Origin of the sequence: Pseudomonas sp. RIT411 (assembly GCF_003057735.2) — a bacterium.
Classification (GTDB): domain Bacteria; phylum Pseudomonadota; class Gammaproteobacteria; order Pseudomonadales; family Pseudomonadaceae; genus Chryseomonas; species Chryseomonas oryzihabitans.
On record NZ_QBIZ02000001.1, the window covers coordinates 435250 to 455080 of the forward strand.

21 protein-coding genes and 1 pseudogene are annotated in these 19831 nt (G+C 68.0%); 12 read left to right on the forward strand and 10 right to left on the reverse strand.

Features of this window, described 5'->3' with window-relative positions; translation table 11 throughout:
* Positions 1-63 precede the first annotated feature (63 nt).
* Positions 64-372: pseudogene (locus DBY63_RS25345) on the forward strand (cold shock domain-containing protein membrane protein); the annotation flags it as partial.
* 120 nt (positions 373-492) lie between these two features.
* Positions 493-708, forward strand: a complete 216-nt coding sequence (locus DBY63_RS25130) for a cold-shock protein (protein WP_160923550.1) — start codon at positions 493-495, stop codon at positions 706-708.
* 58 nt (positions 709-766) lie between these two features.
* On the opposite strand, the gene DBY63_RS01985 is transcribed toward DBY63_RS25130, so the two are convergent.
* Entirely contained in the window at positions 767-2857 is a 2091-nt protein-coding gene (locus tag DBY63_RS01985; RefSeq protein WP_108581154.1) for an LTA synthase family protein, read from the reverse strand.
* 317 nt (positions 2858-3174) lie between these two features.
* Here DBY63_RS01985 and DBY63_RS01990 point away from each other — a divergent pair, with 317 nt between their 5' ends.
* Genes DBY63_RS01990 through DBY63_RS02015 form a run of 6 tightly spaced genes read left to right on the forward strand, consistent with a single transcriptional unit; the run spans position 3175 to position 9803 of the window.
* A complete protein-coding gene (locus tag DBY63_RS01990; RefSeq protein ID WP_007160342.1) occupies positions 3175-4134 on the forward strand; it encodes a MoxR family ATPase in 960 nt (319 codons plus the stop codon).
* A 1-nt stretch (position 4135) separates the two neighbouring features.
* The gene (locus DBY63_RS01995) at positions 4136-5074 is read left to right on the forward strand and encodes a DUF58 domain-containing protein (protein WP_007160343.1); all 939 of its coding nucleotides are present in this window, start codon (positions 4136-4138) and stop codon (positions 5072-5074) included.
* Entirely contained in the window at positions 5071-5565 is a 495-nt protein-coding gene (locus DBY63_RS02000) for a DUF4381 domain-containing protein (RefSeq protein ID WP_007160344.1), read from the forward strand. The genes DBY63_RS01995 and DBY63_RS02000 overlap by 4 nt, the downstream gene beginning before the upstream one ends.
* Positions 5558-6556 carry a VWA domain-containing protein gene (locus DBY63_RS02005; RefSeq protein WP_007160345.1) on the forward strand — a complete coding sequence of 333 codons (999 nt, stop codon included), beginning with the start codon at positions 5558-5560 and terminating at the stop codon, positions 6554-6556. The genes DBY63_RS02000 and DBY63_RS02005 overlap by 8 nt, the downstream gene beginning before the upstream one ends.
* Positions 6553-8226 carry a tetratricopeptide repeat protein gene (locus tag DBY63_RS02010; RefSeq protein WP_058791643.1) on the forward strand — a complete coding sequence of 558 codons (1674 nt, stop codon included), beginning with the start codon at positions 6553-6555 and terminating at the stop codon, positions 8224-8226. Before DBY63_RS02005 ends, DBY63_RS02010 begins: the two co-directional genes overlap by 4 nt.
* The gene (locus DBY63_RS02015; protein WP_007160347.1) at positions 8223-9803 is read left to right on the forward strand and encodes a BatD family protein; all 1581 of its coding nucleotides are present in this window, start codon (positions 8223-8225) and stop codon (positions 9801-9803) included. The genes DBY63_RS02010 and DBY63_RS02015 overlap by 4 nt, the downstream gene beginning before the upstream one ends.
* Here DBY63_RS02015 and DBY63_RS02020 read toward each other — a convergent pair.
* Entirely contained in the window at positions 9791-10456 is a 666-nt protein-coding gene (locus DBY63_RS02020) for a DUF480 domain-containing protein (RefSeq protein ID WP_108581155.1), read from the reverse strand. The two genes, DBY63_RS02015 and DBY63_RS02020, sit on opposite strands and share 13 nt — an antisense overlap.
* Before the next feature lie 199 nt (positions 10457-10655).
* Positions 10656-11561: a drug/metabolite exporter YedA gene (yedA, locus tag DBY63_RS02025; protein WP_007160349.1), complete on the reverse strand. Its 906-nt coding sequence runs from the start codon at positions 11559-11561 to the stop codon at positions 10656-10658.
* A 149-nt stretch (positions 11562-11710) separates the two neighbouring features.
* Here yedA and DBY63_RS02030 point away from each other — a divergent pair, with 149 nt between their 5' ends.
* Positions 11711-12136, forward strand: a complete 426-nt coding sequence (locus tag DBY63_RS02030; protein WP_108581156.1) for an Lrp/AsnC family transcriptional regulator — start codon at positions 11711-11713, stop codon at positions 12134-12136.
* A gap of 60 nt (positions 12137-12196) precedes the next feature.
* On the opposite strand, the gene DBY63_RS02035 is transcribed toward DBY63_RS02030, so the two are convergent.
* Positions 12197-13003, reverse strand: coding sequence for a DUF2076 domain-containing protein (locus DBY63_RS02035; RefSeq protein ID WP_108581157.1), 807 nt, complete (start codon positions 13001-13003; stop codon positions 12197-12199).
* Between the two features lie 274 nt (positions 13004-13277).
* On the opposite strand from DBY63_RS02035, the gene DBY63_RS02040 reads away from it, so the two are divergent.
* A complete protein-coding gene (locus DBY63_RS02040) occupies positions 13278-13844 on the forward strand; it encodes a cysteine hydrolase family protein (RefSeq protein WP_027601698.1) in 567 nt (188 codons plus the stop codon).
* Positions 13845-13874: 30 nt separating this feature from the next.
* Positions 13875-14519, forward strand: coding sequence for a YciC family protein (locus tag DBY63_RS02045; protein ID WP_027601697.1), 645 nt, complete (start codon positions 13875-13877; stop codon positions 14517-14519).
* A 9-nt stretch (positions 14520-14528) separates the two neighbouring features.
* On the opposite strand, the gene DBY63_RS02050 is transcribed toward DBY63_RS02045, so the two are convergent.
* Positions 14529-15068: a DUF2058 domain-containing protein gene (locus DBY63_RS02050; RefSeq protein ID WP_007160354.1), complete on the reverse strand. Its 540-nt coding sequence runs from the start codon at positions 15066-15068 to the stop codon at positions 14529-14531.
* Positions 15069-15238: 170 nt separating this feature from the next.
* On the opposite strand from DBY63_RS02050, the gene DBY63_RS02055 reads away from it, so the two are divergent.
* Positions 15239-16162, forward strand: a complete 924-nt coding sequence (locus DBY63_RS02055) for an aspartyl/asparaginyl beta-hydroxylase domain-containing protein (protein WP_027597962.1) — start codon at positions 15239-15241, stop codon at positions 16160-16162.
* A gap of 34 nt (positions 16163-16196) precedes the next feature.
* Here DBY63_RS02055 and DBY63_RS02060 read toward each other — a convergent pair whose 3' ends face one another.
* From DBY63_RS02060 to motD, 5 genes are all read right to left on the reverse strand, one after another.
* Positions 16197-16613: a DUF2802 domain-containing protein gene (locus DBY63_RS02060; protein ID WP_007160356.1), complete on the reverse strand. Its 417-nt coding sequence runs from the start codon at positions 16611-16613 to the stop codon at positions 16197-16199.
* Positions 16613-17092: a chemotaxis protein CheW gene (locus DBY63_RS02065; protein ID WP_007160357.1), complete on the reverse strand. Its 480-nt coding sequence runs from the start codon at positions 17090-17092 to the stop codon at positions 16613-16615. The genes DBY63_RS02060 and DBY63_RS02065 overlap by 1 nt, the downstream gene beginning before the upstream one ends.
* 73 nt (positions 17093-17165) lie before the next feature.
* Positions 17166-18086, reverse strand: a complete 921-nt coding sequence (locus DBY63_RS02070; RefSeq protein ID WP_027601695.1) for a chemotaxis protein CheW — start codon at positions 18084-18086, stop codon at positions 17166-17168.
* A gap of 57 nt (positions 18087-18143) precedes the next feature.
* Positions 18144-18932 carry a ParA family protein gene (locus DBY63_RS02075; RefSeq protein WP_027597964.1) on the reverse strand — a complete coding sequence of 263 codons (789 nt, stop codon included), beginning with the start codon at positions 18930-18932 and terminating at the stop codon, positions 18144-18146.
* 35 nt (positions 18933-18967) lie between these two features.
* A complete protein-coding gene (gene motD, locus DBY63_RS02080; RefSeq protein WP_042133012.1) occupies positions 18968-19831 on the reverse strand; it encodes a flagellar motor protein MotD in 864 nt (287 codons plus the stop codon).

Consider the following 19831-nt stretch of genomic DNA (forward strand, 5'->3'; position numbering starts at 1 on the left):
CTGTCGGGCACCGCTCCGGCAGTTTCGGCAGACCCGTGTTCTCTATCCCAAGGTGATTTCACATTGAACACGTTATCTACTGTCCATGTCGTGGTGGGCGCTGCTGCGCTCCTGTTATCGGCAATTCCCGGACTGCAGTCCGACACCTCGTCCTTCGATCAACCCGAGTCCATCCATCTGGCCCTGCTGGGTCTTGCCACCCTCCTCTTCACGCCTTTCTCCCGCAGCCGCAGCAGCGGTGCCCAGAAACTCGCCAGCGCCCTGCTGGTGATCGCCGTGGTGGCCCAGACCTTTATCCTGCTGGCGCCCCTCGAGCAGATCGGCGGCCTGCCGGCCGAATTGCTGCCGCTGGGGCTGACCCTGGTCGCCGCCCTGGCCAGCCTGCCGGAAAAGTTTCGTGCCCCGGCGGGCAACGCCGCGGTGGCCGACAGCGAGGTTCGTCCGCGTCAGGCGGCGCGTTCCGCCCCTGCCGCCGCCGCTCCGGCCCGTCCGCTGGCCGATGACCGCGAGCGCGGCACGGTGAAGTGGTTCAACACCTCCAAGGGCTTCGGCTTCATCTCCCGCGACACCGGCGACGACATCTTCGTGCACTTCCGCGCGATCCGTGGCGAAGGTCATCGGGTGCTGATGGAAGGCCAGCGCGTGGAATTCTCGGTGATCCAGCGCGACAAGGGCCTGCAGGCCGAAGACGTGGTCATCGCGGCCTGATCGCTGCCGGCAAAAAAGAAAGGCCGCCCTCGGGCGGCCTTTTTCATGGGCGACGAGACTACTGCCGCTGAGCCTCGGCGGCCTTGCTGTCAGTCATGCCGGTGGTATTACCCAGCAGGCTGGCGGTCGCGGTCTGGATGAAGGCCTCCAGGCGCTTCTGCAGCTCGGGCGCGCTGGCGTCGCCCTTGAGCACCTCGCCACCGGCCTGGGTGCCCAGGTGATAGCGATAGAGCACGGCGTCGCGGTCGCGCGGCTTGACCAGGATGCGATCGCCCGTGACCAGGGCCACGGTCTGGTCGCTGCCCGACGGCTTGATCACCGCGACGCCCGGATCGCCCTGGGGCAGACCCAGCAGATCACGGCCCCAGCACTGGTGCTGGGTCGGCTTGCCGAAGCGGGCCAGCACCGTGGGCACCACGTCGATCTGGCTACCCACGGTGTCACGACGGGCGCCAAAGGTTTCCTGCACGCCCGGACCGATCAGCAGGAGCGGTACGTTGAAGCGCGACAGGTCCATCTCGGTGATCTGCTCGTTGTTGCCGAAGCCGTGGTCACCGACGATGACGAACAGGGTGTCCTGGTACCAGGGCTCGTTCTTGACCTTGGCGAAGAACTGACCCAGCGACCAGTCGGCGTAGCGCATGGCGGTGAGGTGTTCGTCGAGCGAGCCGTGACCGGTGACCGGGGTGACCGGCAGGTCCTTGGGCAGCGCATAGGGGGTGTGGTTGGACAGGGTCTGCAGCAGCGCATAGAAGGGCTTGCCGTCCGGCGCCTTGGCCAGCTTGTCCAGCTCCTGCACCGAGCGGTCGAACATGTCCTGGTCGGAAACGCCCCAGGTCGGATCCATGAACACCGGATTCACGAAGTCCTCGCGGCCGACGAAGCGGGTCATGCCCTGGTTGCTGAAGAAGCCGGACTGGTTGTCCCACTGGAAGTTGCCGTTGTAGACGTAGACGTCGTCGAAGCCGCGGGTGCTGAGCAGTTGCGGCAGACCGGAGAACTGGTGCGCGCCCTCGGGCATGCGCATCAGGTACTCGAAGGCCGGCAGGTTGGGGAAGCAGGCCATGGTGGCGAACATGCCCTGGTGGGTATGGGTGCCGTTGGAGAAGAAGCGGGTGAACAGCGTGCCCTGCTTGGCCAGGGCGTCGAAGTTCGGGGTGATGCCGTCTTCGTTGCCGAGGGCGCCGATATAGCGACCGGCCATGCTTTCCATGAGGATCACCACGACGTTGCGCACCTTGGGCAACTGGCCATCGGTGGGCGGGGTGTAGATCCGGCGGATGGCGGCCTTGTCGGCGTCGATCAGCTCGTCACGCGGGGTCAGCAGCAGTTGCCGGGTCACCGCCAGGGCGTCGGCGGCCGGCATGGTGGCCTTCCAGCTGTTGTCGCGATGGTCGGAGAAGCTGTTCTCGGCGGCATTGATCAGGGTCAGGGTGCCGTTCAGACCGAGGTGGTTGGCGAACATGGAATCGGTGGTGTAGGCGTCGCCCCAGCGCAGCGGCGGCCCGGATCTCAGGGTGCCGCGGGCGGCGATGACGGCCACCACCAGGCAGAGCAGGAACACCGCGCCCCGGCGATACCAGGCGGCCGGCCGCGCCGCGGCATACCGGCGGGTGGCTCGCTCCACGCCAAAGAACACCAGGCCCAGCAGCAGGGTCGCCACCGCCCAGGCCAGGAGCAGCCGCAGCACCGGAAAGCCGTTCCAGATCATGCTGGTGACGGTGTGCAGGTCTTCCTGCATGTACTGGAACACCAGGCTGTTCAGGCGCTGGTGGAATTCGCGGTAGAAATTCAGCTCGCCGACACCCAGCAGCAGACAGAGGCTGGCGGCCAGGGTGAACCAGCCGGCCTGCAGGCGGCGGGCGGCCATGGCTCTGGCGCTGAGCAGGCAGAGCAGCGAGGGCACGCAGATATAGACCACCAGGCGCAGGTCGAAGCGAGCGCCGTTGAAGAAGGCCTCGGCAAAGGTGGCGAAGGGCGAGTCGCCGATCAGATCGGTGTTGTAGCCCAGCAGCGCCAAGCGCAGCAGGGTGAACATGACCATCAGCGCCAGGGCGCAACCCAGCACGAAGCTGAGGTGGCTGCCCAGCGTCGGCACCGGTCGGATGCCAGCGGCGCGCGGGGTGTGGGGGACTTCCGTTTGCGACATGAAAACACCTTGTCAAAAGCAGCAGGGATTCGCGGCGCGTGGCCAGCGGCTCGGGATCGGCCACGCAGAGGCCTCGGGCGCGGTCGGCAGGCGTGGGAGTTTAACCATCCGGCACGATCGCGCCAGTCCTGGCCTCCGCAACGTGGGCGAAGCGAGACCTCTGCCGCGCCGACCAGCGCCCAGCCTGAGCAGGAGCTCGTCAAAATTTCGTCAAGGACTGCTCTGGATGCGACGTCAGCGCAGGCATGGGCGGCAGCCGCCGCTTGCAGTAAAATCCAGCACCCTCGACCGTTCCAGCGCCGTATTCAGGATGCCCCATGGCTCACCGTGACGCTCTGCAGGTGCTTCGCACCTACCTCACCAGCCAGATCCTTGGCCAGGAAACCCTGGTGGAGCGCCTGCTCATCGCGGTGCTGGCGGACGGTCATCTGCTGGTGGAAGGCGCCCCCGGGCTGGCCAAGACCAAGGCCATCAAGGACCTGGCGGAAGGCCTGGAAGCGGATTTCCACCGCATCCAGTTCACCCCCGACCTGCTGCCGGCCGACATCACCGGCACCGAGATCTATCGTCCCGACACGGCGACCTTCTCCTTCCAGCAGGGACCGATCTTCCACAACCTGGTGCTGGCCGACGAGATCAACCGGGCGCCGGCCAAGGTGCAATCCGCGCTGCTGGAAGCCATGGCCGAACGCCAGGTGAGCATCGGTCGCACCTCCTATGCCCTGCCCGACCTCTTCCTGGTGATGGCCACCCAGAATCCCATCGAGCAGGAAGGCACCTATCCCCTGCCCGAGGCCCAGCTCGACCGCTTCCTGATGCACGTCAAGATCGGCTACCCCGACGCCTCGGTGGAACGCCGCATCCTCGCCCAGGCCCGTGGCGAAGCCCTGGACGGCGAGACCCTGCCGACCGAGCGGGTCACCCAGGCGGCGATCAATGCGGCCCGGCGCGAGGTGCTCGGGCTGTACATGGCCGACGCCGTGGAGGAATACCTGGTCCAGCTGATCATGGCGACCCGCACCCCGGGGCGCTTCGATCAGGACCTGGCGCACTGGATCACCTACGGCGCCAGTCCGCGCGGTTCCATCGCCCTGGATCGCTGCGCCCGCGCCCACGCCTGGCTGGCCGGGCGGGATTTCGTCAGCCCGGAGGATATCCAGGCGGTGGTCTTCGATGTCCTGCGCCACCGCATCATCCTGTCCTTCGAGGCGGAAGCCGCCGGCATCGACCACGACCGGGTGGTGCAGCGCATCCTCGATCTGGTGGCCGTGGCCTGAGATGGCCGAGCGCAACGGCGTGACCCTGGGCCTGGCCGAGCTCATCGAGATGCGCCACCGGGTGGTCGAGGTGCAGCTGTTTTCCGCCGCCGGACGGCGCAGTCCGCTGATCGGCCTGCACCACTCGCGCCTGCGCGGGCGCGGCGTGGACTTCGACCAGGTGCGCGCCTACCAGCCCGGCGATGACGTGCGCGCCATCGACTGGCGCGTCACCGCCCGCACCCGCGAGCCCCATACCAAGCTGTTCCACGAAGAACGCGAGCGGCCGGTCTATCTCCTGCTGGAACAGAGTCCGCGCACCTTCTTCGGCACCCGCCAGCAATTCAAGTCGGTGCTGGCCGGGCGCCTGGCCGCGCTGATCGGCTGGGCGGTGCTGGAGCACAACGACCGCATCGGCGGCATGATCTTTGGCGGCGAACGCCTGCACGAGGTACGGCCACGGCGCAGCAAGCAGAATCTGCTGCGTTTCTTCGATCACCTGATCAACGCCAATCGGGCGCTGCAGGATCCGGCCCTGGCCCAGGTGCCGCGCATCACCTTCAACCAGGTCCTGCGCCGCGCCCGCGAGGTGCTGCGTCCCGGCAGCCTGGCCCTGGTAATCTGCGACGAGCGCAGCCTGGACGTGGCCACCGAGCAGCACCTCACGCTGCTTTCGCGGCACAGCGACCTGGTCCTGCTGCCGCTTTCCGATCCGCTGGATCACGAATTGCCCCAGGCCGGCCTGCTGCGCTTCACCAGCGGTCCGGCGGAAGTGGAACTGGACACCGACCGCGCCGACGTGCGCCAGGGCTACGCCGAGCAGGCCGCGCAGCGCCGCGAACGCTGGACCGAACTCAGCCTGCGCCTGGGTATTCCGCTGCTGCCGCTGTCCACAGCGGACGACCTGGTCGAGCAGTTGCGGCACCTTCTGCGCCAGCACCGTCCGGGGTACACCTCGTGACCCCCGGCCTGCCGAATCTGGAGCCGCTGCGGTTGCCGCCGGAGCCGACCCTCTGGCCACCGGCGCCGGGCTGGTGGCTGCTGCTGCTGGTAGTGGTGGCGCTGGGCTTCTTTCTGCGCCATCGCCATGGCCGGCGGCCGCTGGTCAGCGCGCCCCTCGCCGAGGCGACCACCGAAGAGGATCTGCGCACCACTGCCCTGGCCGAACTGGCCCGCCTGCCGCGCCCCTATGGCGCGCCGGCCGGACCCTGGTTGCAGGCGCTCAACGCCCTGCTCAAGCGCCTCTGCCGCGCCAGCTATCCGGATCAGCTCAGCCAGACCCTGAGCGGCCGCGACTGGCTGGCCTTTCTCGATTCGCGCTGTCCGGCGGCCGGCCTGACGCGCTACATGATCCTGGTCGACGGCGGCTATCGCCCGGATTGCCGGCTGGATGACCGCGCCATCGACGGCCTGCAGGACGCCGTCGCCACCTGGATCCGCAAGCATGTTTGAATTCGCCTGGCCCTGGTTGTGGCTGCTGCTGCCGCTGCCCTGGGCGCTGCGCGTGCTCCTGCCGGCGGCCGACAGCGGCCAGGCGGCCCTACGGGTGGAATTCCTCGCTGAACTCGAACACCTGGGTGGGCGCACCCGCCACACCGGCGGCCTGAGCGGCGCCCGCCGTCTGCTGCCCTTTCTGCTGGGCTGGCTGCTGATCCTGGCCGCCGCGGCGCGTCCGCAGTGGGTGGGGCCACCCCAGCCGCTGGACGTGAGCGGGCGCGATCTGTTGCTGGCGGTGGATGTCTCCGGCTCGATGGACACCCCGGACATGCAACTGGGCGACGAGAACGTCAGCCGCCTGAGCCTGGTCAAGCAACTGCTCGGCCGCTTCATCGACAGTCGCCAGGGCGATCGCGTCGGCCTGATCCTGTTCGGTTCCCAGGCCTATCTGCAGGCACCGCTGACCGCCGACCGGCGCACCGTGCATGCGCTCTTGGAAGAAGCCCAGATCGGCCTGGCCGGGCGCAACACCGCGGTGGGCGACGCCGTGGGCCTGGCGGTCAAGCACCTGCGCAAGCGCCCGGACAACAGTCGCACCCTGATCCTGGTCACCGACGGCGCCAGCAACGGCGGCGTGGTGACGCCCGAGGTGGCGGCCAGCCTGGCGGCCAGCGAGCGGGTCCGCGTCTATACCCTGGGCATCGGCGCCGATCCGGACACCCTGGGCGCCGGCGCGACGCCCAGCGATCTCGACGAACCCATGCTGCGCCACCTCGCCGAGGTCACCAACGGCGCCTATTTCCGGGTGAGATCCAGTACCGAGCTGGCCGCCGTGTCACGCCAGCTCGATCGTCTCGAACCCATCCGCCAGCAACCGGACCAGGCCCGCCCCACCCGCGAACTCTATGCCTGGCCGCTGGCCGGGGCACTGCTGCTCGGCTTGGCCCTGGCGCTTGGCCGCCTGCCGTGGCCGACACGCTGGCAGCGTGGAGGCAAGGCCCGATGAGCGACTGGCTGCCGCTGCTCCTGCGTCCCTGGTGGCTGCTGGCCCTGGTGCCGGTCGCCCTGGTGATCGGCTCGCTGCGTCGGCGCCGGCATCGCCACGGGCGCTGGCAGGCGCTGCTGCCCCCGGCGCTGCAACCCTGGCTGCTCAGCGACAGCGATCGCCAGCGCTCGCCCCTCGGGCTGGTGCTGCTGGGTCTGGCCGGGGTGCTGGCCTGTCTGGCCCTGGCCGGTCCCAGCTGGCAGCAGGGCGAAGCGCAGAACTTTCGGCGCAACGATCCGCTGGTGGTGGTCTTGGCGCTGACGCCCGATCTGCTCGCCACCGATGTCATCCCCAATCGCCTGCTGGCCGTGCAGCGCAAGCTGCAGGACCTGCTCAAGGCGCGCCAGGACGGCGAGACCGCCATCGTCGTCTATGCCGGCAGCGCCCATACCCTGGTGCCCCTGACCGACGACCTGCCGACCATGGACAACCTGCTCAAGGCGTTGCGGCCGTCGATCATGCCGGTGCCCGGCCAGCGCGCCGACCTGGGTATCGCCCAGGCCCTGGAGCTGCTCGGCCCGGCGCCCAGCGCCAGCGCCCGGCTGCTGCTCATCGCCAGCGACCTGGACGACCGCGAGCGGCTGGGCCTCGAGCGCCAGCTGCAGGGTCGGCTGCGCCAGCTGGCGATCCTCGGCCCGGGTACGCCCCAGGGCGCCCCGGTGGCCGCCGAGACCGGCAACTACCTGAGCGACGCCGCCGGCGGCATCCGCATCGCCCGCCTGGCCGAAGGCCGCCTGCAGGACGTCGCCCGCGAGCTGGGTGGCCGCTATCAGCGCCTGCAACGCGATGACAGCGACCTGCGTCGCCTCGGTCTGCTGGAGCGACCCGACGATGTGCGGGCCAGCGAGGGTCAGGGACCTTCCGACTGGCGCGACCAGGGTTACCTGCTGCTCCTGCCCCTGCTGGTCCTGGTCGCCTGTGGCGCACGCCGCGGCTGGCTGCTATGTCTGCCCTTCTGCCTCTTGCTGACGCCGCCTCCGGCGCAGGCCGGCAGCTGGGACGATCTCTGGCTGCGTCGCGACCAGCAGGCCCTTCAGCTGCTGGCCGACGACCAGGCTGGCGCGGCCGCCGACCTCTTTACCGACGAGCGCTGGCGCGGCGTGGCGCTCTATCGCGCCGGCGACTTCAGCGGCGCCGCCGCGGCCTTCGCCCGGGATCCCTCGGCGGACGGCCACTACAATCGCGGCAATGCCCTGGCCATGGCCGGACGCCTGGACGAGGCCCTGCGCGCCTACCGGGCGGCGCTGGTGCTGCGTCCGGATCTGACCCCCGCCCTGCGCAATCGCAACCGCCTCGAACGCCTGCTCGCCCAGCGCGCCGCGGCCCAGGCCGAGGCCGCCGCCCGCAGTCGCCAGGCCCAGAGCGCCAGTCAGAGCAGCGCCCAGGCGGACGAGCCGGCCAGCAGCAGTACCCCGCCGTCCACCGCTGCCGCTGCGGCCAGCCCGCAGCAGCAGGCCCAGGCCGGCGCGGACTGGCTCGTCAGTCCGTCCTACGCCGAAGATCCCCTGGCGGAGGAACAGCGTCAGGCGGCCGAACAGTGGCTGCGCGAGATTCCCGACAACCCGGCCGAGCTGCTGCGCCGCAAGTTCTGGTACCAGCAACAACAACGCGAGGAGAACGCGCTGCAATGAAGGCCTATCCCTTGCTGCTGCCCCTCGCGCTGCTCGCGCCCCTGGTGCAGGCGGCGGACCTCAGCGCCCGCCTGGAGCGCACTCAGCTCAGCCAGAACGAGACGCTCGAACTCATTCTCGAAACCACCGATCCCGCGCAGTTCGGCAAGCCCGATCTCGGCCCGCTGGAGCAGGACTTCCGGGTGCTCGGGGTCCGCCAGAACAGCCTGCCGCCCGGCGAGCGGGTGACCACCCGCTGGAACGTCACCCTGCAACCCAAGGCCAGCGGTGCCCTGACCATTCCCGCCCTGACCCTCGACGGCGCCCGCAGCCAGCCGCTGACCGTCACCGTGGAGGCCAGCGCCGCCAAACGCCAGGCCCGTGAGCCGGTCTATCTGGAAGCCTCGGTGGAGCGCACCCGGCTCTATGTGCAGGCGGAAACCATCCTGACCATTCGCCTCTACCACGCCGTGGCGCTCTATGACGATCATGTGCTCACCCCGCCCAATCCCAGCGAGGCGCGGGTGGATCTGCTCGGTACGCCGCAGGTCTACGAACGTGACGTCGAGGGCGTACGCCATGGCGTGATCGAGTGGCGCTACGCCATCCATCCGTTGCAGAGCGGCACCCTGGTATTGCCGCCCCAGACCTTCAGCGCCACCCTGGCCGGCGGTCTCGACGACAGCTCCAGGGCCGGCCAGCCGATCCAGCTGCGCACGCCGGCCCTGACCCTGGACGTCCTGCCACAGCCCGCCAGCTATCCGCCACAGACGCCCTGGGTGCCGGCGCGCAACCTGACCCTGACGCAGCAATGGAATCCCGCACCGGCAGAGGCTCGCGAAGGCAGTGCCCTGACCCGCACCCTGCAGGTGCGTGCCGAAGGCCTGGCGCCTGGCCAGCTGCCCCCACTGGTGCTGCCCGAGACCGAGGGGGTGAAGCGCTATGCCGAACAGCCGCGGCTGTCCATGCAGACCCAGGCGCGTGGGCTGGTCGGGCAACGCGAAGAGCGTGTCGCCCTGATTCCCACCTCCACGGGGGACAAGGTCCTGCCGCCAGTGGAGGTGGTCTGGTGGAACACCGAGACCGACACCCTCGAACGCGCCACCCTGCCCGCCCAGACCCTGGTGGTCGCCGAGGATCCGACGCTGCAGCCGGTGGCGACCGCCGCGGCCAAGATAAGCGGCAATGACCGCGGCCTCTGGCGCTGGCAGCTGGCCACGGCCTTTTTCGCCCTGACCACCCTGCTCGGCTTCGGCCTCTGGTGGCGTGCCCGCCGGCAGCCGGCGGTCCTGCCGACGGTGCCCGATCTCGACAGCCGCCTGCAGCGCGAAGAGCTGCGCCGCGCCTGCCAGAGCAACGACCCCCACGCGACCCGTCACGCCCTGGACGCCTGGGCGCGACAGCAGCCGGAGACCCTGGCGGCCATGGGCGCGCGCTTCGAACCCCTGGCCGCGGCCCTCGATGACCTCAACGGCGCGCTCTACAGCGAAGCCGGTCAGCGCTGGCAGGGCGAGACGCTGTGGCAGGCGATCAATGCCCTGCCGCCGCTGACGCCCGCGGCCGTGCACGACACCCTGCCGCCGCTCTATCCGCGCTGAGCGCCTTCCTCCAGGCGCGCCAGCCGCTCTTCGAGCGCGGCGAGCCGGGCTTCCAGCGCCTCCAGCCGTCCTTCGCGTCCACCCGCGGGCGCACCGGCTTCGGCGGCGCTACCCAGTTGCGCGACCTGGGCATCGCGTTCCGCGGCGTTGCCGAACAGATGCAGATAGCGCTCTTCGCGCTGGCCGGGTTGCCGCCCCAGACCGGTGGCCAGGCCACGGGCGATCAACCGCTCCAGGTGGTGACGCACCTGCTCGGTGTCGTCGAAGGCATGCATCCGGCCGCTGCGGGCCAGCAATTCCCCCAGGGTCTGGGGTCCGCGCAGGAACAGCAGCGCGCAGAGCACCCACTGGGGTGGCGGAAGCTCCAGGGCCTTGTCCAGCCGCTGTTCCCAGCGATCCGCCCGACTACCCATCACCAGGCGCGCCAGACCGCGTTCTTCCAGGCGCCGCAGCCCCTGTCCCACCTCGCCCGGGGTCAGATTGAGCACCGGCTCGCGACTGGTCTTCTGGTTGCAGGCCAGCACCAGCGCATTGAGGGTCAGGGGATAGCTTTCCGGCGTGGTCAGCTGCTTTTCGATGAGGCTGCCGAGAACGCGGATCTCGTTGGCCTCCAGCGGCTCTTCGGCAAAGGCGGGGGTGACTGCTTGGCTCATGGCGGACTCCGCTTGGATGACGCGCCAGCCTAGCCTGCCCTCCGAGCCTGTTCAACGTCTCGCGAGCTAGAGCCAAGCAAGGCGAAAATGGCTGAGGAAGCGGAGTTTACGAGCGGTAAATGAGCATTCCGACGGGGCTGGCCTTCCAGGCCATTTTCAACGCAGTTTGGCCGACGCGCAGCAGACTTTGATCAGGCTCTCAGCGCCGTCGCCACTGCGGCAGCCCAATCAGCACCACGGCGCCGACGATGACCAGCATGGCCAGCATCTCCGCCGGCCCGATCCGTTCACCGACGAACAGGGTGCCCAGCAGCACCGCCACCACCGGATTGACGTAGGCATAGCTGGTAGCGGCCGCCGGTCGTACCCGCCCCAGCAGATAGAGATAGGCGCTGAAGGCGATCAGGGAGCCGAACACCACCAGATAGCCCAGTGCCAGCCAGCCGCCCAGGGCCGGCCAGTGCTGCAGGCGCTCACCGCTGAGGTAGCTGGCGCCGAGCAGCGCCGCACCGGCCACCAGCATCTCCACGGCGCTGGCCATGGCTCCGCGCGGCAACGGCAGGTAGCGACTCCAGATCGAGCCGAAGGCCCAGGCCGCCGCGGCGAGCAGGATCACCGCCGCCCCCAGGGGCGTGGCGCTCATGGTATCGCCCAGGTTGAGCAGGGCGATCCCCACCAGACCCAGGGCGATGCCGGCCCATTCCAGCAGGGTATTGCGCTGTCCCCAGAGCAGACCGAACAGCAGGGTGAACAGCGGCACCGTGGCGATCGACAAGGCCGCGATGCCGGAGGTCACGCCCCAGTGCTCGGCCAGAGTCACGCCGCCGTTGCCGATACCCAGCAGCAGGATGCCGATCACCGCGGCCGCGGCGGTCTCGCGCGCCGTCGGCCAGGGGGTCCCGCGCAGGCGCAGCCAGCCCAGCAGCAGGCTTCCGGCGATCAGGAACCTCAGCCCCGCCATCAGCAGCGGTGGCCAATGGGCCACGCCGATGCGGATCACCAGATAGGTGGAACCCCAGACCACATAGAGCGCGAAAAAGGCCGCCAGCAGGGGCAGCCAGCTGGGTAGGCGCGGCGCGAGGCAGGGCGAGGCGGAGGTGTCCATGCGCGAGGGATTCCTGAGGGGTCAGGCAGCCATTGTAAGAGCGCACGCCGGGACGGCTAAGATACAGTCAGGGGATAAAGGGCCGATCAGGCTTTGATTCAGCAGACTTTAGGAGCAAGGACCTTCGATTCGAAGGCAGGGGAACGGACATGGACCATATCGATCGCCGTCTCATCGACCTGCTGCTGGTGGAGGGCCGCGCCAGCTACGCGGACCTGGGTCGCCGGCTGGGACTCTCCGCGCCAGCCATCGCCGAGCTGGAAGACGCCGGGATCATCACCGGCTATGGCGCCCGTATCGATCGCCGCGCCCTGGGCTATGGCACCGAATGCCTGATCTCCCTGCGCCTGCACAGCACCAGTCAGGGCCCGGTATTGAAGAAGCTGGAGGCCCTGCCCCAGCTGCTCGCCTGCCACCGGGTCACGGGTGAAGACTGCCTGATGCTGCGCGTCGCCGTACGCGACATGGGTGAACTGGAGAGCCTCATCGATCAGCTGAACCAGTTCGGCATGAGCCGTACCGTGGTTGTGCTGTCGACGCCCTTCGAGCGCCCCCTGCCGCTCCTGCCCGGCTGACGGCACGCAGAAAAAAGCCCCGGCGCCTCGCGGCACCAGGGCTGGCGGAGCGACGCCCCGTCAGATGAAGGAGTCGTCGTCGCCACTGTCGTCGAAGAAGCCGCCACCGCCGCCGGTATCGCCATAGTCGGCAGCGTCCTGGAAGCCCCCGTTATCCTGATAGCCACCGGCGTCCTGGAATCCGCCGCCATTGTCGTAGCTGGCGTTGTCCGCCCAGCCTCCCTGAGAGCCGGCATCGGCCAGGCCCTGGTCGGCAGCCGGGGTCTCATTGATGACGTTGACGATCTCCTCGGGTTGCGAATGGTGAAACAGGCCCGAAATCGCCTGAGCCGCCAGCACGCCACCGGCTACCCCGGCCGCCGTCTGCAGCGCACCGCCCATGAAACCGCCCATGCGCGAGGGCGCTGCCTGGGGTGCGCCATAGCCGGGCGCGGGCTGGGCATAGCCGGGCGCGGGCTGGGCATAGCCGGGATTAGGCTGGGCATACCCCGGATTGGCAGGCCGCGACGCCGCCGGACCCGGATCATTCCAGCCACGCGACGGCGCCGCGTTGGCCGCTGCCTGACCGCCCGCTGGCTGGCTGCTACCGCCACCGAAGAGGCTGGACAGGAAGCCACCGCTGCTTGGGCGATTCTGCTGGACCTGGGCCATCTGGCTTTCCAGTTCCCGGACGCGCTGGTCCAGCCGCTTGATGGCGGCTTCCTGGATCAGCATCGCCTGGGCCATGTAATAGGGCGCCGCGGGCTGCTCGCGCAGGCGCTGCTGGATCAGCGCCTCGGCTTCCCGGTCACGGGGCGCGGTCTGGGCTTCCGTGGTCTTGAGACGGTCGAACAGACCTTCGATCAGCTGGCTTTCTTCGCGTTGCATGATGACCCTCCCGCAGACGGTCTACTGGCGGCCTTCCCCGGGGAACGGCCTGGATGTCGAAAGGCGCAAGGCTGCGCACTGTTATGCCAGATAAAGGCGCAGCGGTTGCTTTTCAAGTTGCGTTCGCACGGCATTCAGCACAGGTTCAGCCAGAGGTCCACTGGCGCCCTTCCCATCTGAAGAGCGGCCCTGCCAGGGAGTTCCGGGTGGCGTCCAGGACTGGACAACCGGCCGGCGCTGCGGGAGTCTGAGTCTTTGCCCGCGAGGCCTGCGCATGCCGCCCCTGCTCATCCTGATCGACCAGCAACAGGGCATCCGCGCCCCGCACCTGGGCCCACGCAACCACCCCGAAGCCGAGCAGCGCCTGGCCGAGCTACTGGCGGCCTGGCGCCAGGCCCGGGCGCCCCTGCTGCATGTCCGGCACCTGTCGCGCAATCCGCATTCAGTGTTCTGGCCAGGGCAGCCCGGCGTGGAGTTCCAGCCGGCCCTGGCGCCCCTGCCCGGCGAGCCGGTGTTCGACAAGCAGGTCCCCGACGCCTTCGCCAACAGCGGGCTGGAGCGCTGGCTGCACCAGCGCGGCATCGCGTCGCTGCTGATCTGCGGCGTGGCCAGCGAGAATTCGGTGGAGGCCACGGCCCGCAGCGCCGGCAATCTGGACTTCACCACCTGGGTCGCCGAAGACGCCTGCTACACCTTTGCCAAGACCGACTTCGCCGGGCGGCCCCGCAGTGCCGAGGAGGTCCATGCGATGGCCATGGCCAACCTGCACGGCGAGTACGCCACCGTCACCTCCACCGCGGCCATGCTCGAACGCCTGCGAGCGAGCGGGTCGCCCTGCTAGACTGCCCCCCTGCCCGTCTGGAAGCGTTGCATGAACCCTGTCGATATCCTGCGCGACTCGCTGTCCTTCTTTGCCCGCAATCTGCGCCCCCTGGCCGTCCTCACCCTGCCCTGGCTGCTGCTCGAAGCCCTGCTGCGCTATCAGGTGCTGGAGCGCTTCGGCGCCAACGGCGGCCTGTGGGACATGCTGGTCAGTCTGCTCTGCTATCCGCTCTACACCGCCGCACTGCTGATCTTTCTGGAGGCGCGCACCCAGGGCAACACCCCGCGCCTGAGCGGCGTGTGGGGCGCCGCCCTGCTGCTCTGGCCGCGCTTCGCCGTCCTCGCAGCCGTGACCTCGGGGCTGGTGATGCTGGGCTTTTCGCTGTTGATCGTGCCGGGCTTTCTGATCATGGCCAAGCTGGCCTTTGCCGAGAACCTGCTGGTCCTGGAGGGACGGGCGCCGCTGGACGCCCTGCGCGGCAGCTTCCGGCTGAGCCGCGGGCATTTCTTCACCCTGCTGGCGTGCATCCTGGCCACGGTCCTGCCGGCCTGGCTGCTCGACGCCTGGATCACCCGGCATTTCGCCGAGGCCGCGGTGCCGGAGATCGTGCTGCAGACCCTGTCGGGCTTCCTGCAGCTGATCCCCAGCATCGCCGTCTACCGCATCTACATGCTGGTCAGGCAGAGCGCCTGACCAGGCCACTCACCACATCAGGTCGTCCGGCACCTGGTAGGCCGCGTAGGGATCGTCCGGATCCGGCTCGCCGCTCTGCACGTTGAGCAGCACCACCCGCTTGGGATCGCGCTCCTGGATGCGTTCGGCGGTAGCCCGGGGCACCACCTCGTAGCGACCTTCGTAGCGCACGATGGCCAGACTGCCCTTGCTGAGCTTGTCTCTCATCATGACGTTGACCGACAGGCGCTTGACCTTCTTGTCGTCGACGAAGTTGTAGTAGTCCTCGGTGGTCAGCTTGGGCAGGCGGCTGGTTTCGATCAGCTGCTTGATCTGCGCCTGCTCGGCCTTGCGCTTCTTCTTCTCTTCCTGAGCGCGATTGAGCTCCTGGTCCTTGGCCAGTTTTTCCGCCTGGGCCTGCTGGACGGCCAACTCCTGGGAGCGATCCTTTTCCGCCTGCCCGCGATGCTCCATGCGGTTCTGCTTCTGCTTCTGCTTGACGGCCTGCTTGGCCTGCTTTTCATTGACCAATCCGGCTTTCAGCAGCTGGTCGCGTAGGGACATGCTCATCGATACGACTCGTCTAGATCATCCAAGGGGGCGCAGCTCGGAAGCGGCCGCGCGCCAGGGTGTCCATCCTGCGCAGCCGACGAACCGAGTGCAAGCCTTTCTCTGGGGTGAAATAATGCGGTCATGACCTATCCGCCCCTGGTTCGGGCGCTGCCGATCACAATTCGCCCATGATTACCTTAGCGATCGTCCTGCTCTTCGTCGCCAGCGTGCTCTTCGTTCACCTTCGCGGACGCGCTCGCCTGCCCTTCCTGCGTCAGCTGGTCAACCACTCGGCGGTGTTCGCGCCGTACAACGCCCTGATGTACCTGTTCTCCAGCGTGCCGTCCAAGCCCTATCTGGATCGCAGCCGCTTTCCCGAGCTGGATGTGCTCAAGGACAACTGGCAGGAGATTCGCGTCGAGGCCCTGCGGCTGTTCGACGAGGGTTACATCCGCGCGGCGGAAAAGGACAATGACGCCGGCTTCGGCTCCTTCTTCAAAAAGGGCTGGAAGCGCTTCTACCTGACCTGGTACGGCGAGCCGCTGCCCTCCGCCCAGACCCTCTGCCCGCGCACTGTGGAGCTGGTGCGGCAGATCCCCAACGTCAAGGGCGCCATGTTCGCGCTGCTGCCGGGCGGCAGCCACCTGAATCCCCATCGCGATCCCTTCGGCGGCTCGCTGCGCTACCACCTGGGTCTGGCCACGCCCAACTCGGATGCCTGCCGCATCTATGTCGACGGCCAGCCCTATGCCTGGCGCGACGGCGAGGACGTGATGTTCGACGAGACCTATGTGCACTGGGTGAAGAACGAGACCGACCAGACCCGGGTCATCCTCTTCTGCGACGTCGAGCGGCCGCTGCGCAATCGCCTGCTGACCCGCGTCAACCAGGCGGTCAGCCGCTTCCTGGGCAGCGCCACGGCGCCGCAGAACGTCGAAGGCGAACGCGTCGGCGGCATCAACCAGGCCTATGCCTTCAGCAAGAGATTCGGGGATCGTATCGGTGGCGGCGTGAAGAAATTCAAGCGGCGCCATCCCAAGGCCTATCGCATCGCCAAGCCAGTGCTGGCGGTGCTGGTGGTGATCGCGCTCTACCGCTGGATCGTCAGCTGAGGCGGCGATCCCGCGCAGGCGGCATCAGCGGCTCCTAGCCGGAACGCTGCTGGCGCTGTCGGTGCAGCCGGGCCACCAGCTCGGCTTCGGCCTGGGACAGACCACAGGCCTGGGTGAGATCGTCGGCGCTGGCGCCCAGTCCCACCAGGCGCGCAGCCTGGGAAAACGACAGACTGGTAGGGTCGCTCTGCTCGATCTGGGTCAACCGATCCGGCAAGGGCGCCACCACCTTGGCCAGTCCCTGCACCTGCTCACCCATGCGTACCTGCCCGGCCTGGTAGGTTTCCAGGCGCTTGAGCAGGATCTGCATGCGCTTGTCGACCAGGGCCTCCCGCTCGGCCAGCTTGGCCGCCTGCTGCTGCTGGCGTTGCCAGAGCAGCCAGCAGCAACCGCCGAGGCCGGCACAGGCCAGCCCCAGGGCGACGCTGAGCAGGATCAGCCCGACGAGCATCAGATGCTTTCCAGCTCCGACCACTCTTCTTCGGTCATCAGCTTGTCGAGCTCGACCAGGATCAGCAGCTCGCCGTTCTTGTTGCACACACCCTGGATGAACTTGGCGGATTCGTCATTGCCGACGTTCGGTGCGGTCTCGATCTCCGACTGCCGCAGGTAGACCACCTCGGCCACGCTGTCGACCAGGATGCCAACGACCTGCTTGTCGGCCTCGATGATGACGATACGGGTGTTGTCGGTGACCTCGGTGGGCAGCAGACCGAAGCGCTGACGGGTGTCGATCACCGTCACCACGTTGCCACGCAAGTTGATGATGCCCAGCACATAGCTCGGCGCACCCGGGACCGGAGCGATTTCGGTGTAGCGCAGGACTTCCTGGACCTGCATCACGTTGATGCCGTAGGTCTCGTTATCCAGGCGGAAGGTGACCCATTGCAGGACCGGATCTTCGGAACCCTGTGCGGACGTTTTTTTCATGTTCCCTAGCCTCGTCAAATACCGCACGTGCGGCGAAGCGGGCGAACCCGCCGGTTAGTTGCAGCGGGCAGCCCTAGCGACGGCCACCCACCACCTGTTCAGCGAGCGCCGCCACATCCAGCAGCGCACACATCTGATCGATCACCGTACCGGCCAGCCACGGCCGGGTAGCGCGCTGGTTCCGCCATTTGACCTCGGCGGGATCCAGACGTACCGAATGGCTGACGCCGTGCACGGCCAGGCCCCAATCCAGACCTTGCAGCGATATCACGAATTTCAGCCCCTCGCGATAGTCGTCACGGTAACGCTCGGGCATCACCCAGCGCGCCGCGTCGAGCACACGCAGATTACCTGCCTGGCAGGGTAGCAGGCCCAGGAACCAGTCTGGCTGACCGAACAGCGGCGTCAACTCTTCGTCGGCCAGCGGATAGATGGAACCCAGGCACACCAGGGGCGCGGCCAGGGTCAGGCCGGCGACGTCGAACAGCAGGCATTCGAAGGGCTCTTCACCCCACTCCGGGCGACCGTCGAGATGCACGGCGCTGGGCGGTACGCCAGCCGCTGCCACCGGCTGCGTCACCGGGGTACCCACGGCGATGCCTTCCACCGCCGGACGGGCCGGCTCGGCGACCGGTGCCAGTTCGGGGACGCGCCAGTCCAGTTCGATATCGGTTTCGGGCGCGAGCAGCGGCTGGGGTGCAGGCAGCAGGACCTCGGGCAGGACGCGCTCGGCCAGGGCGACCGCGGGACGCCGGGCGGCCAGCGGCACGACCCGCGGCTGCCGTGCGGCATCCCGCTCGAGTTCTTCGCGTACCGCGGCGGCGAATTCGTCTTCGCTCACGCTGGCGATCGGCGCGGCCGGCACCACCACCGGCGCCACGACAGGCGTGGCTTCGGCAGTCGGCAGTTCCAGGAACGCGTCCAGCAGCAGGGCATCGAGATAGCCCTGGAGGACACGCTGAGGACGATTGTCGAGGGACGTCGGTTGGCTCATGGCGATCTACGTGAGTGAGTTGTCCAGCCTATCGGCCGGCGGAGTGGAAAACTTGAATCAGGCGACCTGGCTGCTGGGCGCACCGTCGAGCAGATGCCGCAGCAACGCCCGATAGGCGATGACGCCGCGGCTGTTCAGCTCGTAGCGCGACGGCACCTGGCCGGAGCGACTGGCATCGCGCAGCCGGGTATCGATGGGGATGAAGGCCTGCCACAGCTGGGCCGGATAGGTGTTGCGCAGGACCTTGAGCGTACCGATGGAGGCCTGGGTGCGGCGGTCGAACAGGGTCGGCACTATGGTGTAGGGCAGCGCCTGCTTGCGCGAACGGTTGATCATGGTCAGGGTGTTGACCATGCGTTCGAGCCCCTTGAGCGCGAGGAATTCGGTCTGGGTGGGAATCACCAGATGCTGGCTGGCCGCCAGGGCATTGACCATGAGGACGCCGAGCAGCGGCGGACTGTCGATCAGCACGTGATCGAAGTCGTTCCACAGCTGCGCCAGGCTCTTGGAGATCACCAGCCCCAGGCCGCTCTGGCCAGGCGACTGCCGCTCCAGGGTGGCCAGGGCCGTGCTGGATGGCAGCATGGACAGCTGCGGATGGCTGGTGGGCAGCAGCAGCCGCTGCGGCAGCCCTTCCGGAACCTGACCCCCGTGCTGGAACAGGTCGAACACGCTGTGTTCGAGGCTGTCCGGATCCTGACCGAAATAGCTGGTCAGGGAACCGTGGGGATCGAGATCCACCAGCAGGACGCGCTTGCCCTCATCGCCGAGCAACCCGGCGAGGGCAACGGTGGTGGTGGTCTTGCCCACCCCACCCTTTTGATTGGCGACAGCCCAGACTCTCATGTGCAGACTTCCTCCCGACGACACGACCAGCCGGGTCAAGGTGCCGGCGTTGGGGCCGGCGACGAAGATTTGACAGGCGCCACTCCGGGCGCCGGTTCTCCAGGCGATGCTGCAGATTGTGTGCCAGTCGACGGATTTTGCAAGGTGCTCTGCGGCCGGAACAGATCGAGATTGCGCGAGATCAGCAGCACCACCCGCCGATTGCGGGCGCGGTTGACGTCACTGGTGTTGTCGACCACCGGCTGATAGGCGCCATAGCCCACCACGGCCAGGCGTTGCGGCGCGATACCATTGCCGATCAGCAGGCGCACGATACTGGCGGCCCGGGCTGCCGACAGCTCCCAGTTGGTGGGATACAACGCCGTGCTGATCGGCCGGTCGTCCGTGTAGCCCTGGACCTGAATCGGATTCTTGAAGGGTGCCAGAATCTTGGCCACCTTCTCCATGAGGCCGAAGGCGGGATTGCTCGGCAGGGAATCGCCGCTGGCAAACAGCAGGTTGGAGCTGAGCTCGATTTCCAGCCACATCTCACTGGCCTTGATGTTCAGCTGATCGCCCGCGATGAGATCGCCGAAGGTGGCCCGCACACTGTCGGCGATCTGCTGCAGCGGATCGCTGGGGGTACCCTTGGCCGGCTGGGCGGCGCTGGCATCCATCACCGTCGGCGTCACGCCGGCGGGACGCTGGTCGCCGAGGGGGATGGGTTTGAGCGAACGCTCCGGCTGGCTGAAGATGCCCGACAGGCTGTCCGAGAGCACCTTGTATTTGCTTTCGTTCAGCGAGGAAATGGAATACATGACCACGAAGAAGGCGAACAGCAGGGTGATGAAGTCCGCGTAGGAGACCAGCCAGCGTTCGTGGTTCTCGTGCTCTTCGGGACGGCGGCGGCGACGAGGCAT

Excerpts from the sequence above, each read along its gene's own strand:
- DBY63_RS02035 (WP_108581157.1), bottom strand. The coding sequence starts at position 13,003 with ATGCAACGCGAAGAAAGCCAGCTGATCGAAGGTCTGTTCGACCGTCTC.
- DBY63_RS02070 (WP_027601695.1), bottom strand. The coding sequence starts at position 18,086 with ATGAGCCAACCGACGTCCCTCGACAATCGTCCTCAGCGTGTCCTCCAG.
- DBY63_RS01995 (WP_007160343.1), top strand. The coding sequence starts at position 4,136 with ATGGCCGAGCGCAACGGCGTGACCCTGGGCCTGGCCGAGCTCATCGAG.
- DBY63_RS02055 (WP_027597962.1), top strand. The coding sequence starts at position 15,239 with ATGATTACCTTAGCGATCGTCCTGCTCTTCGTCGCCAGCGTGCTCTTC.
- DBY63_RS02015 (WP_007160347.1), top strand. The coding sequence starts at position 8,223 with ATGAAGGCCTATCCCTTGCTGCTGCCCCTCGCGCTGCTCGCGCCCCTG.
- DBY63_RS02060 (WP_007160356.1), bottom strand. The coding sequence starts at position 16,613 with ATGCTCGTCGGGCTGATCCTGCTCAGCGTCGCCCTGGGGCTGGCCTGT.
- DBY63_RS02030 (WP_108581156.1), top strand. The coding sequence starts at position 11,711 with ATGGACCATATCGATCGCCGTCTCATCGACCTGCTGCTGGTGGAGGGC.
- DBY63_RS02005 (WP_007160345.1), top strand. The coding sequence starts at position 5,558 with ATGTTTGAATTCGCCTGGCCCTGGTTGTGGCTGCTGCTGCCGCTGCCC.
- DBY63_RS02040 (WP_027601698.1), top strand. The coding sequence starts at position 13,278 with ATGCCGCCCCTGCTCATCCTGATCGACCAGCAACAGGGCATCCGCGCC.
- DBY63_RS01990 (WP_007160342.1), top strand. The coding sequence starts at position 3,175 with ATGGCTCACCGTGACGCTCTGCAGGTGCTTCGCACCTACCTCACCAGC.
- motD (WP_042133012.1), bottom strand. The coding sequence starts at position 19,831 with ATGCCTCGTCGCCGCCGCCGTCCCGAAGAGCACGAGAACCACGAACGC.
- DBY63_RS02010 (WP_058791643.1), top strand. The coding sequence starts at position 6,553 with ATGAGCGACTGGCTGCCGCTGCTCCTGCGTCCCTGGTGGCTGCTGGCC.
- yedA (WP_007160349.1), bottom strand. The coding sequence starts at position 11,561 with ATGGACACCTCCGCCTCGCCCTGCCTCGCGCCGCGCCTACCCAGCTGG.
- DBY63_RS02065 (WP_007160357.1), bottom strand. The coding sequence starts at position 17,092 with ATGAAAAAAACGTCCGCACAGGGTTCCGAAGATCCGGTCCTGCAATGG.
- DBY63_RS01985 (WP_108581154.1), bottom strand. The coding sequence starts at position 2,857 with ATGTCGCAAACGGAAGTCCCCCACACCCCGCGCGCCGCTGGCATCCGA.
- DBY63_RS02050 (WP_007160354.1), bottom strand. The coding sequence starts at position 15,068 with ATGAGCATGTCCCTACGCGACCAGCTGCTGAAAGCCGGATTGGTCAAT.
- DBY63_RS02020 (WP_108581155.1), bottom strand. The coding sequence starts at position 10,456 with ATGAGCCAAGCAGTCACCCCCGCCTTTGCCGAAGAGCCGCTGGAGGCC.
- DBY63_RS02045 (WP_027601697.1), top strand. The coding sequence starts at position 13,875 with ATGAACCCTGTCGATATCCTGCGCGACTCGCTGTCCTTCTTTGCCCGC.
- DBY63_RS02075 (WP_027597964.1), bottom strand. The coding sequence starts at position 18,932 with ATGAGAGTCTGGGCTGTCGCCAATCAAAAGGGTGGGGTGGGCAAGACC.